The organism is Serratia sp. TSO36 (genome assembly GCF_057808395.1).
Map to the genome: position 1 here is coordinate 227927 of NZ_JBJZOU010000012.1, position 14324 is coordinate 242250.

The window sequence follows — 14324 nt, forward strand, 5'->3', positions numbered from 1 at the left end:
TAGGAGCCTCAACGGTTACCAATAGAAATATTGCATCAGAAACACCGAGTTGCTGGCGCCGGTGCTGTCGTTGCGCATGAAGAATTTACTGTCCAGCGCGGTGGCCAGCTTGCCGCCGGCGTATTCATACCAGACGCCGAACTGGGCGTATGAGGTGGCGGTATCCGCCGCATTATCAAACCGGTGGCGGGCGTAGCTGTAGGCGGTGGAGAGATACAGCCCTTTGGCGGTTTCCGTCATCGCACTGAGCATCAGGCCCGACTCGCTGCCGGGATGGCCGCCGCTGTCGCCTTTGCCGGTGTGGTGCCAGACGCGGCCGGCCAGGTGTTGGCCGCGCAGCCCCAGCAAAAACAGCTGCCCCAGGCCGTCGGTCACTTCCAGGCCGTTCAGCAGCGTCAGATTGTCCTGCAGGTCGTACTGGGTGTAGCCGTTGACCATCGCCCGGTAGGTATATTTGTCGGAATAGCGATCGTATTTACCGAAGTGCAGCAGCGCCTTGCTCTCGTTGATGCGGCTTTCCGGCGCCGCCGTCACGCTGTAGCGAAAGCGCCCGGTCAGGTTTTGCAGCTTGGCGGCGTAGCTGAGATCGCGGGTGTTGGGGATCACGTAGCCGTACTCCGGCGTGAAGTCGCCCCACCATTGCAGGTCGTCGAGCGACGAATCGTTGCGCACGCTGAGCATCATCTCGGTGCCGTCGTCGGTGCGGTAACCGCCGTAAAAGCGGTTCAACCCACCCTCGAAGCCGCCCCAACCGTGGCCCGGCGTCCAGGCGTGGCCCTGGCTGTCCGCCTGCACGGTCCAGCCTTCGCCGTAAACCAGGCCGAACCAGTGGCCCCGTTTGATCTCCAGGCCGCCTTCGATATAGGTGCCGTCGCTGTATTGATGCTGATGTTCGCCGTTCAAATAGACGCTGCCGCCGATACCGAGCTCGCCGTAAAAACGCAGGGCGGTTGCGGCGCTATCGGGTAGCGGCGGCGGTGGGAGCTGATTGCGCTCCGCCGGAGTCACCGGTTCCTGCGCCGCCCAGGCGGGCGCGCTAACGAGCAGCAGCAAGGGCAACAGGGCGTGATGGCTTAGTGATTTCATGGGGCATAGGCCTGGTGTTGTGTGGATCGGAACGTCAGCCGAGCGGCGGCTCACGCGAGGTCGCTCCCGGCTCCCTGGGAGAAAAAACCGTCCCGGCGGGACGGTAAACGGCAGATATATTAGTAAAATGTTTAGTAAAAAATATGCTTTAATCAGTAAATCGTTAACTTGATCACAGTGGGTGAAATGGGTATCTTTCGCTGCAGGCGCCCGGCAACGGCTGGCATGAGCGTGCTCTGGCCCGGTCTGGGAAGGAGAGGTCGCGAGTGGCGCTGTACGCCGCATCGCTATCCGATTAAGCTACCGTTTTTCGTCTGTGCATTGGGACTCTATGGCCACACTGAAGGAAATTGCTGAAGCCGCTAATGTGTCCGTCGCCACCGTTTCGCGCGTGTTGAATGACGACCCCACCCTGAGCGTGAAGGCGCAAACCCGCCAGAAGATCCTGGAAGCGGCGGAACGACTCGAATACAAGATCGCGCCTTCCAAACGGCAAAGCGGGCAACGCCTGCATTTCGCCGCGCTGTTCACCTATACGCAGGGCGTGGAGATCAACGATCCCTATTACCTGGCGATGCGCTACGGCATCGAGACGCAGTGCGAAAAGCTGGGCGTGGCGCTGAGCGCCGGTTACGACTTCAACGGCGACAAGGCGCTGCCGGCGGCCGACGGCCTGCTGGTGATCGGCCGGCCACAGCCCGCGCTGTATGAGCAGCTCAGGCAGCAGGAAACGCCGGTGGTGTTCATCGACGGCGTGGTGGAGGATGAGCGGTTTGACTGCGTCAATGTCGACCTGTACAAGATCAGCCGCAAGGTGATCGACTACTTCATCGGCCGCGGCTATCAGCGCATCGGCTTTATCGGCGGGCGCGACCATCCGGCCGGCATCGACCAGCGCGAGCAGGCGTTCGTCGAGTATGGCCGGCAGCAAAACGTGGTGCGGGCGCAGGACATTTACCACGGCGATTTCAGCAGCCAGTCGGGCTACCAGTGCGCGAAAGCGATGTTGCAGAGCCAGAATGGCTATCCGCCGGCGCTGCTGGTGGCGACCGATTCGATCGCGATCGGCGTGCTGCGCGCGCTGCACGAACACGGCATTCAGGTGCCGGGGCAGATCGCGCTGATCAGCGTCAACGATATTCCCACCGCCCGCTTTATTTTCCCCGCCTTGTCCACGGTGCGCATCCCTTCGGAAACCATGGGCGCACAGGCCGTCAACCTGCTGGCGGAGCGGCTGCGCGATGAGCGCGCCGTCCCGCTGTCGATCTTCGTTCCCAGCTCGCTGCAGCTGCGCGACACCACCGTCGCCTGACCGGCCCCCGCCTCGGCGGGGGCGTTGGCGCTCAAAATTAACGTCATGATAAAAAAAGGCCTTTGAGATTTATTGTGATCCTGTCGTCATTTGGTAAATACCAACTGTAGTTTTTACTAAATATTTACTATCGTTTCCGCATTGCACAGGTGTCGGGAGACGTGACGTGAATAATTGGGAAAACATTGAAAAACAGTCGGAGCACCGGTTGGCGCCGCGCGCGAGCTTCTTCAGCTACGCGGACGCCGGGCAGGCGCTGAGCTTCGATCGCAACGCCAGCCGGCGTTTCCAACTGCTGAGCGGCCGCTGGCGCTTTCGCTTCTTCGAGCACCCGGCGCAGGTGCCGGCGGCATTTTACCGAGAGCCGATGAACGACTGGGGCGATATGGCGGTGCCGGGCATGTGGCAGTTGGAAGGGCACGGCCACCTGCAGTACACCGATGAGGGCTTCCCGTTCCCGATCGACGTGCCTTACGTGCCGACCAATAACCCCACCGGCGCCTATCAACGCCACTTTACGCTCGACGCCGGCTGGCAAGATAAGCAAGTGCTGATCAAATTCGACGGCGTGGAAACCTACTTCGAGGTGTACGTCAACGGCGACTATGTCGGCTTCAGCAAGGGCAGCCGGCTGTGCGCCGAGTTCGACATCAGCCCCTATGTGCGGCAGGGCGAGAATCTGCTGTCGGTGCGGGTGATGCAGTGGGCCGACTCCACCTACATCGAAGATCAGGATATGTGGTGGATGGCCGGCATTTTCCGCGACGTCTATCTGATCGGCCAGAGCGCTACCCACCTTCACGATCTGACGCTGGTCACCACCTTCGATGAGCGCTATTGCGACGCGCAGTTGGCGATCGATGCCGAGCTGCGCCATCTCGGTGTGCAGGCCGCCGAGGGCTGCCGCCTGCAGGCGCAGCTGTTCGACGGCGATCGCTGCGTGGCGGAGCAGTGGCGCGACGATCTGCGCATCGAGCGGGCGCTGAGCTGCCGTTTCGAACTGCCGGTCAGCCGCCCGCAGCAGTGGAATGCGGAAAATCCCTATCTGTATCAGCTGTTGCTCAGCCTGTATGACGGCGCCGGCAACCTGCTGGGCGTGGTGCCGCAGCGGGTGGGGTTCCGCGAGATTGCGGTGCGCGACGGGCTGATGTACGTCAACGGCCGCTATCTCAAGCTGCACGGCGTCAACCGGCACGATCACGATCACCGCAAAGGGCGCGCCGTCGATATGGCGCGGGTGGAGCGCGATATCGTGCTGATGAAGCAGCACAACATCAACTCGGTGCGCACCGCCCATTACCCCAACGATCCGCGCTTTTACGAGCTGTGCGATCTCTATGGTCTGTTCGTGATGGCGGAGACCGATTTGGAGAGCCACGGCTTCGCCAACGTCGGCGATCTGAGCCGCATCACCGACGATCCGCGCTGGGAGCAGGCCTACGTCGAGCGCATCGAGCGCCACGTGGCGGCGCAGAAAAACCACCCGTCGATCATCATCTGGTCGTTGGGCAACGAGTCCGGCTACGGCTGCAACATTCGCGCCATGGCCCGGCGCTGCAAGGCGCTCGATCCGACCCGTCTGATCCACTATGAAGAAGATCGCGACGCCGAGGTGACCGACGTGATCAGCACCATGTATTCCCGCGTGGCGATGATGAACGCCTTCGGCGACTACCCGCACCCCAAACCGCGCATCCTGTGCGAATACGCCCACGCGATGGGCAACGGCCCCGGCGGGCTGTTCGAATACCAGTCGGTGTTCAACCGCCACGCCAGTTTGCAGGGGCACTACATCTGGGAGTGGTGCGATCACGGCCTGCTGAGCCACGACGAACAGGGGCGCGAGCGCTACCAGTACGGCGGCGATTACGGCGACTACCCGAACAACTACAACTTCTGCATGGACGGCCTGATCTACCCGGACCAGCGCCCCGGCCCCGGCCTGCGTGAATACCAGCAGGTGCTGTGCCCGGTGGAGGTGACGGCGGAGGAAGGTGCAGGCGACGTGCTGCGGGTGAAAAACCGCTATTGGTTCAGCTCGCTGGCGGACATCACGCTGAAGGTCAGCGTCAAGACCGACGGCCGCCAGGTGGCGAGTTACGAATTCAAGCTGCCGCATCTGCAGCCGGGCGAGAGCGAAGACATGCATCTGCCGGTGTTGGCGCTGGGGCAGGGGGAAACGCTGATCGACGTGGCGGTGCATAAGGACAGCGCCACCCGCTACAGCGAGAGCGACCAGCGGCTGGGGCATTATCAGCATCTGCGCCAGGCGGCGACGCGGCGACCGGCTCCACCGCTGGCCGATGCGCCGGCGCTGCAATGCCGCGAGGAAAATCATCGGCTGATCGTCAGCGGCGGCCGGTTCCAGCTGGCGTTCTCGCTGCTGAGCGGCGAACTGCTGTCGTGGCGGGTAGACGGTGAAGACGTGGTGGGGCGCGCGCCGCGCATCACCTTCTTCAAACCGGTGATCGATAACCATAAACAGGAATATGAGGGGATTTGGCTGCCGCATCACTTCCCCATCATGCAGCAGCACTTCCGCCGCCTCAATCGGCAATGGCAGGGCGAGGATCTGCTGATCGAGGTACACAGCCTGATCGCGCCGCCGGTGTTCGACTTCGGCATGCGCTGCACCTACCGCTGGCGCATCTCCCCGCAGGGCTACGTCAGCCTGGATCTGGCCGGTGAGCCTTACGGCGATTTCCGCCAGATTATCCCGAAAATCGGCCTCGATTTCGGCATCAGCCGCCGCTTCGAGCAGGTGGAATACTACGGCCGCGGGCCGGGCGAGAACTACCGTGACAGCTGCCGGGCCAACCTGATCGGCCACTACCGGCAGCGCGCCGACGCGCTGTTCGAACACTATCCGTTCCCGCAGGACAACGGCAATCGGCAGGACGTGCGCTGGCTGAGCCTGCAGGACGCGGCGGGCAAGGGGATCTTCATCCAGCCGCGGCGGCCGATCAATTTCAGCCTGTGGCCCTACAGCGCCGAGATGCTGCACCAGGCCCAGCACATCAACGAGCTGGAACCGAGCGACTGCCTGACGCTGAACCTGGACGACCAGATCCTCGGCCTCGGCTCCAACTCCTGGGGCTCCGAAGTGCTGGATACCCACCGGGTCTATCTGGCGCCGTTCAGCTACGGTTTCACGCTGGTGCCGTTCGACGGGCGGCAAACGCAGGGCGCCGCGCTCGCCGGTTATGACTTCGCGCCCGCTCACCATCACCCGCAGTCTGCGGAGGAAAACGCATGATCATTCTCGAATCCCTGGCGGAGTTCCAGCGCATCTATCACAGCGGCAAGAAGTGGCTGCGCTGCATGGAGGCGATCGCCAATGTCGATCGCATCAGCCCGAACGTGTGCCATTCGATCGGCGACTCGCTGACGTATCGGCTGAGCGTCGGCGCCGGCCGCCAGCACGGTTGGCTGGAGGGCAATCGCCGTTACTTCGATGTGCACTATTACCTTGAGGGGGAAGAGACCGTCGAGGTCGCCGACAAACGGTCGCTGACGACGGTGGCGCCCTATCAGGACGAAACCGACCGTGAGTTTTTCAGCGGCGAAGGCGAGAGGCGCCGGGTCGGCAAAGGCAACGTGGCGATCTTCGAAAATCACCAGGCTCACCGCTTCACAGAAAGCGGCAAGGTAAAAAAAGTCATTTTAAAAGTGACGGTGGAAGACAGCTATTTTGTTAACAAATAGCGCGCCCGCCGATCGATAACAACAAACCGAAGTTCCCTACACCATTCGGAGAATCTCTATGGCTGCGTCGAACAGAAACACCATCGGCAAGTTTGGCCTGCTGTCGATGACGTTTGCGGCAGTGTTCAGTTTCAACAACGTGATTAACAATAATATTCAGCTCGGGGTCGCCTCGTCGCCGGTGTTCCTGGTGGCGACGATCATTTACTTCATTCCCTTTTGCCTGATCATCGCCGAGTTCGTCTCGCTCAACCGCAACTCCGAGGCCGGCGTTTATGCCTGGGTGAAAAGCGCGCTCGGCGGGCGCTGGGCGTTTATCACCGCCTACACCTATTGGTTCGTGAACCTGTTCTTCTTCACCGCGCTGCTGCCGCGCGTCATCGCCTACGCTTCTTACGCGTTCCTGGGCTATGACTACGTGTTTACCCCGCTGACCACGGCGATCATCAGCATCTTCCTGTTCGCCTTCTCGACCTACATCTCCAACAGCGGCGCAAAACTGCTGGGGCCGATGACCTCGGTGACCTCGTCGCTGATGCTGCTGCTGACGTTTTCCTACATCGTTCTGGCGGGCGCGGCGGTGCTGGGCGGCATTGAGCCGGCCGACCCGATCAACGTGCAGGCGATGACGCCGAACTTCAACTGGGCGTTCCTCGGCATTACCGCCTGGATCTTCCAGGCGGCGGGCGGGGCGGAGTCCGTGGCGGTGTACGTGAACGATGTGAAAGGCGGCAGCCGCGCCTTCGTGAAGGTGATCATCGTTTCCGGGCTGTTCATCGGCGTGCTGTATTCGGTGTCTTCGCTGCTGATCAACGTGTTCGTGCACCGCGCTGACCTGCATTTCACCGGCGGCACGGTGCAGGTGTTCGAAGGCCTGTCGGCGCACTTCGGCCTGCCGACGGTGCTGATGAACCGCTTTGTCGGCATTGTTTCCTTCACCGCCATGTTCGGCTCGCTGCTGATGTGGACGGCGGCGCCGGTGAAGATTTTCTTCACCGAGATCCCGAAGGGCATTTTCGGCGAGAAAACCATTCGTCTGAATCGGCACGGCGTGCCGACGCGCGCCGCCTGGATCCAGTTCTTCATCGTCATCCCGCTGATGCTGATCCCGACGTTGGGTTCCAGCAGCGTGCAGGATTTGATGAACACGCTGATCAATATGACCGCCGCCGCCTCGATGCTGCCGCCGCTGTTCATCATGCTGGCCTATCTGAATCTGCGCCTGAAGTACGACCGGGTGGCGCGCGATTTCAAAATGGGCTCGCGCCTGCAGGGCATCGCCATCGTCAGCGTGCTGATCGCCATCTTCACCGTCGGCTTCTTCGCCTCGACGTTCCCGACCGGCGCCAGCATCATGACCATCGTGTTCTATAACGTCGGCGGGCTGGTGGTGTTCCTCGGCTACGCCTGGTGGAAGTACAACCGCTACGCGAAAAGCCTGAGCGCCGAGGCGCGCTACCACGAAGACATGCCGTTGGCGCGCCTCGCGCTCGAAGCGCAGGAAGGGGCGCAGGCCGGGCAATCCGCGCTGACCACGCCCGTTTGCAATAAACCGCTGTAATTTCTCCTCTATCGGCTCCGTGCCCCGGCGCGGAGTCTCGCTTTGCGCAAAAATCCTGCCCTGGCGCTTGCATAATACATAAGTGAATACTAATGTATTTGTATGAACGAAAATGACATCTTCAAGGCGCTGGCCGATCCGACTCGCCGCACCATCTTCGACAAGCTCGCCCTCGGCAGCATGAACGCCAGCGCGCTGCGCGAAGGGCTGCCCATCAGCCAGTCCGCGATGTCGCAACACCTGGCGGTGCTGCGCAATGCCGGGCTGGTGCGCGAGACGAAGCAGGGGCGCTTCGTCAATTACCAGGTCGACCCGGAAGGGCTGGCGCAGATCGCCGATTGGCTGGCGAAGTATCGCGCCTGGTGGCCGGCGCGCATCGACGCGTTGCAAACCTTGCTGAAGGACATGGATCAATGAACAAACGGGCTGAGCAGCCGCCGCGCGATCGGCTGATATTGGAGTATTCGCTCGATGCGCCGCCGGAAAAAGTGTGGCGAGCGCTCAGCATTCCCGAGCTGCGCGAGCAGTGGCTGCCTCCGGGGGATTTGGCGCAGGCCGAACCGCTGGCCGCCACGCCGGGCGAAGCGGTGAGCTACCGTCTGCGTGACGACCGGCCGCCGTTCCTTGAAAGCGTGGTGACGCTGCAGATAGTGCCGGACGCCGCTGGCGGCAGCCTGCTGCGGATTATCCACCAGCTCGACGCCGCCAATGACGGTTCGGTGACGATGATGCTCGCCGCCTGACGCGTTAAATTCATTTCCCTTTTGCCAACCCAGGAGTTCACCGATGCGTGAGAAGATGATGCTCGTCCCGATGGTGGTGGAACAGACCAGCCGGGGAGAACGTTCCTTTGATATTTATTCGCGCCTGCTGCGCGACCGGATCGTTTTCCTCAATGGCGAAGTCAACGACGACGTAGCCGAAATGCTGTGCGCCCAACTGCTGTTTCTGGAAGCGGAAAACCCGGAGAAACCGATCCACCTGTACATCAACTCGCCGGGCGGGGTGATCACCAGCGGGCTGGCGATTTACGACACCATGCAGTATATCCGCGCGCCGGTGCATACGCTGTGCATGGGCACCGCGCGCTCGATGGGCTCGTTCCTGCTGATGGCCGGCGAGCCGGGCCACCGCATGGCGCTGCCCAACGCCAGCCTGCACGTGCACCAGCCGCTGGGCGGCTTTCAGGGGCAGGCCTCCGACATCTTGATTCATGCCGAAGAGATGAAACGCACCAAAGACACGGTGATCCGGCTGTACGCCAAACATTGCGGCCTCAGCTACGAAGAGGTGGAGCGGGTGTTGGATCGCGATCGCTTTATGACCGCCGACGAAGCGGCGGCCTGGGGGTTGATCGATCGGGTGCTGCGGGAGCGGTAAAACGTGCGCTCGGCAAGCGTTTCAGCGAATGGCTGATTGAGGATAACGGCCTGCTGCTCCATCTGCCTTGGGCTCAGGCCCAGGAAAAATAGCCTGCGAACTCTTGGTGTTCGTCAGTGTCGCTTTGCATCGTATACGCTTTACGCCAGTCATGTTCTCCGCGCTTACCGACCTCATAATGTGTATTAAGCCAGCTGGGAGAAAAGGCACCGAGCATGAGGCGGCGTTTTTTTCCGCCGCGCTGAGATTTAACCGCGCGGTGCCATAAATTGGCATGCATGAGCACGACATCTCCTCGTTCAGGGTAGAGGATGCGCTCGCCGTCAATACTGTGGTGGCTATTCGCCTCAATCTTAATCGAGTTGTCTTTGTGCGAGCCGGGCAAAACGCACAGTCCGCCTTCCCGCTCTGTGATGTTATCGAGGTATAATAGGTGGTGCAGGGCGTGCGGGTAACAGAAAAATGGCGGCAAGGGATCCGGTACCGTGCGCAAATGAATATGCCAACCGGTCCCATCGATGACATCGGCGAAAGTGATGCGCGCATCGGCGTCATCTAATTGGATCTGCGGCCCCAATGCCATGCGTGCGAGAGCGATAAGCTCGGGATGGGAATTAAAAGGCCAGAAACGCCGATCTTTCGTTAGAAGCCAGCGAAGGTAAATCGAATCTGTATTGTTTTTGTACATCGGATCGTAGAGATGGCGCTCGTTTTCTTCGAGTACGCCAAGAGCAGACGAAAAATCGGTTAACTGTTGCTCGGTAAATAAATTGTGGATGATGGTGTATCCATCTTCAACCAGGCTTTTTTGATGGCATTGCGCAAGTTTGGATACCACTTTACGTGTCGGGTAGCCGGCCTGCGCATTATTGATGATATAGTTTGTTTCCATTTCTTGATCCTTAAACTGCAAACAGCACATGGGTGGGGTCTGGATTCTGCGGCTCCAGTTTAAAGTCTTAAATCGCTGAGAGTAGGATCCAAAACTCCCTTGACGTCGAACAGTACGGAGTTTTCATTGCGAAGATAACGTCTAATTCCCTCAACTCCCATTGACATGAGATTGTTGTGAGGGACCGCTAATATCACTGCATCGTAGCCGTTCCCGGGTTCAATCTGGTTATGAACCTTGACGCCATATTCAGCCCATGCGCTATCGCTGCTGACTTCGGGGTCCAGAATGTCTGCGTCAATACTGTATTTTTTTAATTCTCTATAGATATTGATCACTTTCGTATTTCTAATATCAGAGCAGTTTTCCTTAAAGGTGAAGCCAATAATAAGCATTCTGGCTGTCGAGATAGAAATGTCTCGATTGACCATTTTTTTTATCAGCTCGCTCACAAGGTAAACGGCCATCGTATCATTGATACGTCGGCCGGACAGAATAACTTCAGGATAATAACCGACTTGTTCCGCTTTGAAGGTTAAATAGTAAGGATCTACTCCAATGCAGTGACCGCCGACCAGTCCAGGCTTGAACGGAATGAAGTTCCACTTGGTCGCCGCCGCATTCAAGACTTCATGCGTGTCGATCTCAAGCCTTGAGAAAATCATGGATAATTCGTTGATCAGGGCAATATTCAAATCTCGCTGCGTATTTTCAATGACTTTTGCCGCCTCCGCGACTTTTATCGATGAGGTCATATGGGTGCCTGCCTCAACAATGGAGGCGTATAGCGCATCCACTTTTATCGCGATCTCCGGAGTTGAACCTGAGGTGATCTTAACGATATCTTTGAGTTGACGCGTCTTATCTCCAGGATTGATGCGTTCCGGGCTATAGCCGACAAAAAAGTCTTGATTGAGTCTGCCGTTGGAGTATTTTTCCAGTTCGGGAACACAAATTTCTTCTGTTAATCCAGGATACACTGTACTTTCATATATGACCAGGCACTGATGTTTCATTATGCCGCCAATCATTTGCGAAGCGCTAATTAACGGTTTGAGATCTGGACGGTTTGCTTTATCAATAGGTGTGGGAACGGTAACGATGATAATATCCGCTTCGCCAAGTGAAGATGCTTCGTTGGTAAAACTGAGCCCTTTTGCGGCGAACAGATCCTCTTTCGGTATTTCACGGGTATAATCAATCCCGTCACGCAGTGAAGAGATCCTTTGTTTGCATATATCGTAACCCAAAGTCTTATATTTTTTTCCGAACTCAACGGCAAGTGGCAGTCCAACATATCCAAGTCCAACTACGGCGATAGAACCGAACTGTTCAGGATTCATTTTTCGTCACTCTGAAAGAGGCCTCGTTGCAGCGAGGCGCCGAATGATTTAGCTTTACTCCGGAATTTCATCAATTCCAGATCCAATACGAAGATTCACATCAGCCAGGGTAGCTGAAAATAAACGTTAACCGTTTACGCGGGTTACCCCCGTGAGGCGTGGTTATCGAATGCATGCCATGGGAACAGTTTGGTCAGGTCCGCATCATGATTAATGCCAATCCACCACTCATCACCTATCCGGCGGCTATATTTAAAGGCTGGCCAAGCGCTTTGGTAATGTTCACGCCAAGCGTCATGTAGGAAAACAATGCCGGTATCGCCGATCAATTTTTGGGCTTCAAGGGTGCATCTGCGGCGTTTACGTCCGTCAATGATGGCGAGATCGCAGTGAAAGTTCCATTTTGCGGGCAGGGATACATAAGCGTCCATGTTGACCTCCCGATCGGAAATTAGCTGGCTTTCAAACGGGGCTACCGCACCGTGATCGAATAACGCCACCACCCGTTCTGTTCCCCCGTTCCATGGGTGTGCAGGCGCGCCGGTCAGGTTATTGCAATGGATGATACGCGTGCCGGGATCTGAGATAAATTCTTCAGCAATGGCGGACTCGAAATAGGATTGATTGTGTTCAAGCCCCAGCCACTGATGGGGAATACCGCTGTGCTCAAGAAATCTGCCATACCAAAGCGTGGAACGCCCGCATCCCCATTCGATAACTCGCAATGGCGCATTCTTTTTTTGTTTGCTGAGGCCGATAAGAAGCGACTCAAGTAAATCGGCGTCTCGTATGCTCATCCAGGCTTTAGAACTGACCTCATGCGAGGTCCAGTCTGTCGTTTTTTCCGGTACTGAATGGGAATAATCCATGGGGATTGGCTCCTGTTATTTGATCGCTAAGGCTCTGGGGTATATCCGCTAATACGCGTTTCAGCATTTCACAGTGATGATTCCTGACTGGTTGTGAAAATATTAAATGATTTCACCACCTTCTTTCTGTTTCAAAAGACAATGTCCTACGGAAAAATCCATTTTTAACCTATAGCAGCAATTGTTAATCGATATTATCGAGATTCTACAGTTTGGTAACATTTACATAAAAAATCATGATAAGTCAAACATAGCTTATAAGTAAATTTAACTCCTTCCGTGATTCAGCACAGGTGTTTCTGTATTTATTTTTTAATTTTTTGATTTTTATTGTTTTTTTTAAACTTCTTCTGCTTGGGTTTGGTGTTGGGTTGGTTGTTAATCATAACTATGGATTATTAATTGGTGGGTGAACTATAGAGCTCTGAGCCCTGGTGTTTTTTATATGATATTGATATATAAATATTAATTTCATCTCCGTGTCGGCGATGAGCTGGGAGGGCATGATTGTGAAGGTTTGATGAAGGTTTTCTGTTATATTTTCTTTGCGTAACTGTTCGATTTTAGTTTATGTAAAAACTAATAATATTTTTTTAAAATTGGACGTTTCGCCCGATTTCTTGATTTGTAGTAGAGTGTTGCCCCTTTAAATGGCTGTGTTTTGAGATTAAAATTCATAATAAAATCAATCTAATCAATGGTTTTTAGGTAAGAGTGGCTGTATGCTGATGGTTATGGGGCGATGTTTTGATGTTATTTTTTATCATATTGATTTTAAAATTATTTTTTAAATTACCGAAGTTGGCAGTGTTTCGAAAAGTGCATTACTTTTGTTTAAAAATTGTTGACTATCCATTTTTACTTATGCAATGGTACACGCATTTCCGACCTGGGATAGATTTTACAACGCTGTGGCGAGCATGAGAGAAATAAAAGCCGGTGGGGCGCCATACGCCTAGGTTAATAAAAATCATAACGTTACAAAGTACTTCTTACTGCCTGACACTGATAAAGCTATACCGAACTATCGATCCAACTTACTACGTGTTTTTCATGTGAATGAGGATGAGTATGTACGTTATATCTGAAAGTGAAGTTGCTCGTACTATTAATGCAATTACCGCCGATAAATTCATGGATGCGCTGATCGATAATATCGAGGAGGGATTCCGGATGTTTGACGCGGTGGGAGCGCAACTCAGTGCGCGCGCAGGTTTTACCTCTGGCAGAAATCTTATCGAATGGATGCCCGTTCATGATGGGGAGAGTAATGTTACGCTCAAACTGGTGAGTTATTTCCCTGATAATCCCGTTAATCATCAGACGCCGACCATCGATGCCGTGATTGTCACCTGTGATTTTCAAACCGGTAAGCCTAAAGCGGTTGCCGGCGGCGCGCTTTTGACGGCAATGCGCACTGGCGCGGCCAGCGCCGTCGCGAGTCGTATTTTAGCAAAGCCGGATTCCAGGGTGCTTGGCCTCATCGGTTGCGGAGCGCAGGCGGTGACTCAGGCGCATGCGCTGTCGCGAATTTTCAAGTTTGAAGAAATTCTTATTCATGATACTGACCCTTATGCCGAAGAAACTATCAATGAAAGGCTGGCGTTCCTTGGCATAAAAATTTCTCCGGCCAATGTTCAGGAGATTGAAAAGCGCAGCGATATCATCTGTACCGCAACCACCAATCCCGTCGGGTCCGCCCCGGTGCTCTCAGGGGAAAATTTAAAACGGGATGTGCATATTAACGCTATCGGTGCTGATTTTCCTGGGAAAACGGAGCTTCCCGGTACACTGGTGAAAACTGCCTTTGTCGTCACTGACTTTTATGAGCAGGCGAAAGTGGAAGGGGAGTGTCAGGTCTTTGCTGGTGAAACGCCTGGCGCGGATGTTTGTATTGAACTTAAGGATCTCACGGTAGCTAGGGAGAATTATTACGGCCATCAGAACCGTCAAACGATTTTTGATTCGACCGGCGTGGCGCTGGAAGATGCGATCGCCGTTGATCTGCTTTGTGACATAGCGAAGAAATATGCGATAGGCAAAGTGTTAGATGATGAGACGACAACATGTGCGCTTGATCCCTACTCGGAACTCCTGATTACGTCTGACTGCATGATGCGTTCTGCAACCAGGCAAAGAATGGAAACGCTGTCTTAACTTGAGAAGGGTTCTGAAT

General features: G+C 55.9%; 12 protein-coding genes. 8 read left to right on the forward strand and 4 right to left on the reverse strand.

The window, feature by feature from the left end:
* Positions 1-15 precede the first annotated feature (15 nt).
* Positions 16-1086: a protein YgjJ gene (ygjJ, locus tag ACK3CV_RS10540; protein ID WP_164141495.1), complete on the reverse strand. Its 1071-nt coding sequence runs from the start codon at positions 1084-1086 to the stop codon at positions 16-18.
* A gap of 331 nt (positions 1087-1417) precedes the next feature.
* Here ygjJ and ebgR point away from each other — a divergent pair, with 331 nt between their 5' ends.
* The 7 genes from ebgR (at position 1418) to ACK3CV_RS10575 (ending at position 9044) form a co-directional block, all read left to right on the forward strand.
* Positions 1418-2398, forward strand: coding sequence for a transcriptional regulator EbgR (gene ebgR / locus ACK3CV_RS10545; RefSeq protein ID WP_033638137.1), 981 nt, complete (start codon positions 1418-1420; stop codon positions 2396-2398).
* A 166-nt stretch (positions 2399-2564) separates the two neighbouring features.
* A complete protein-coding gene (ebgA, locus tag ACK3CV_RS10550; protein WP_164141493.1) occupies positions 2565-5654 on the forward strand; it encodes a beta-galactosidase subunit alpha in 3090 nt (1029 codons plus the stop codon).
* A complete protein-coding gene (locus tag ACK3CV_RS10555) occupies positions 5651-6103 on the forward strand; it encodes a beta-galactosidase subunit beta (protein WP_060429901.1) in 453 nt (150 codons plus the stop codon). Before ebgA ends, ACK3CV_RS10555 begins: the two co-directional genes overlap by 4 nt.
* 58 nt (positions 6104-6161) lie before the next feature.
* The gene (locus ACK3CV_RS10560) at positions 6162-7664 is read left to right on the forward strand and encodes an amino acid permease (RefSeq protein WP_041034703.1); all 1503 of its coding nucleotides are present in this window, start codon (positions 6162-6164) and stop codon (positions 7662-7664) included.
* Positions 7665-7766: 102 nt separating this feature from the next.
* Entirely contained in the window at positions 7767-8081 is a 315-nt protein-coding gene (locus ACK3CV_RS10565) for an ArsR/SmtB family transcription factor (RefSeq protein ID WP_033638142.1), read from the forward strand.
* On the forward strand, positions 8078-8407 hold the full coding sequence (locus ACK3CV_RS10570; protein ID WP_033638143.1) for an SRPBCC family protein: 330 nt from the start codon (positions 8078-8080) through the stop codon (positions 8405-8407). The genes ACK3CV_RS10565 and ACK3CV_RS10570 overlap by 4 nt, the downstream gene beginning before the upstream one ends.
* Before the next feature lie 43 nt (positions 8408-8450).
* Positions 8451-9044, forward strand: coding sequence for an ATP-dependent Clp protease proteolytic subunit (locus tag ACK3CV_RS10575; RefSeq protein WP_033638144.1), 594 nt, complete (start codon positions 8451-8453; stop codon positions 9042-9044).
* A gap of 73 nt (positions 9045-9117) precedes the next feature.
* Here the strand turns inward: ACK3CV_RS10575 and ACK3CV_RS10580 are convergent, their stop codons facing one another.
* The 3 genes from ACK3CV_RS10580 to ACK3CV_RS10590 form a co-directional block, all read right to left on the reverse strand.
* A complete protein-coding gene (locus ACK3CV_RS10580) occupies positions 9118-9936 on the reverse strand; it encodes a phytanoyl-CoA dioxygenase family protein (protein WP_164039903.1) in 819 nt (272 codons plus the stop codon).
* A gap of 59 nt (positions 9937-9995) precedes the next feature.
* A complete protein-coding gene (locus tag ACK3CV_RS10585; protein ID WP_164039904.1) occupies positions 9996-11279 on the reverse strand; it encodes a nucleotide sugar dehydrogenase in 1284 nt (427 codons plus the stop codon).
* 143 nt (positions 11280-11422) lie between these two features.
* Positions 11423-12148 carry a hypothetical protein gene (locus tag ACK3CV_RS10590; protein ID WP_049235110.1) on the reverse strand — a complete coding sequence of 242 codons (726 nt, stop codon included), beginning with the start codon at positions 12146-12148 and terminating at the stop codon, positions 11423-11425.
* Between the two features lie 1071 nt (positions 12149-13219).
* Between ACK3CV_RS10590 and ACK3CV_RS10595 the strand changes: the two genes are divergently transcribed.
* Positions 13220-14305: an ornithine cyclodeaminase family protein gene (locus ACK3CV_RS10595; protein WP_164039905.1), complete on the forward strand. Its 1086-nt coding sequence runs from the start codon at positions 13220-13222 to the stop codon at positions 14303-14305.
* Positions 14306-14324: the final 19 nt, after the last annotated feature.

Excerpts from the sequence above, each read along its gene's own strand:
- ygjJ (WP_164141495.1), bottom strand. The coding sequence starts at position 1,086 with ATGAAATCACTAAGCCATCACGCCCTGTTGCCCTTGCTGCTGCTCGTT.
- ebgR (WP_033638137.1), top strand. The coding sequence starts at position 1,418 with ATGGCCACACTGAAGGAAATTGCTGAAGCCGCTAATGTGTCCGTCGCC.
- ACK3CV_RS10555 (WP_060429901.1), top strand. The coding sequence starts at position 5,651 with ATGATCATTCTCGAATCCCTGGCGGAGTTCCAGCGCATCTATCACAGC.
- ACK3CV_RS10560 (WP_041034703.1), top strand. The coding sequence starts at position 6,162 with ATGGCTGCGTCGAACAGAAACACCATCGGCAAGTTTGGCCTGCTGTCG.
- ACK3CV_RS10565 (WP_033638142.1), top strand. The coding sequence starts at position 7,767 with ATGAACGAAAATGACATCTTCAAGGCGCTGGCCGATCCGACTCGCCGC.
- ACK3CV_RS10570 (WP_033638143.1), top strand. The coding sequence starts at position 8,078 with ATGAACAAACGGGCTGAGCAGCCGCCGCGCGATCGGCTGATATTGGAG.
- ACK3CV_RS10575 (WP_033638144.1), top strand. The coding sequence starts at position 8,451 with ATGCGTGAGAAGATGATGCTCGTCCCGATGGTGGTGGAACAGACCAGC.
- ACK3CV_RS10580 (WP_164039903.1), bottom strand. The coding sequence starts at position 9,936 with ATGGAAACAAACTATATCATCAATAATGCGCAGGCCGGCTACCCGACA.
- ACK3CV_RS10585 (WP_164039904.1), bottom strand. The coding sequence starts at position 11,279 with ATGAATCCTGAACAGTTCGGTTCTATCGCCGTAGTTGGACTTGGATAT.
- ACK3CV_RS10590 (WP_049235110.1), bottom strand. The coding sequence starts at position 12,148 with ATGGATTATTCCCATTCAGTACCGGAAAAAACGACAGACTGGACCTCG.
- ACK3CV_RS10595 (WP_164039905.1), top strand. The coding sequence starts at position 13,220 with ATGTACGTTATATCTGAAAGTGAAGTTGCTCGTACTATTAATGCAATT.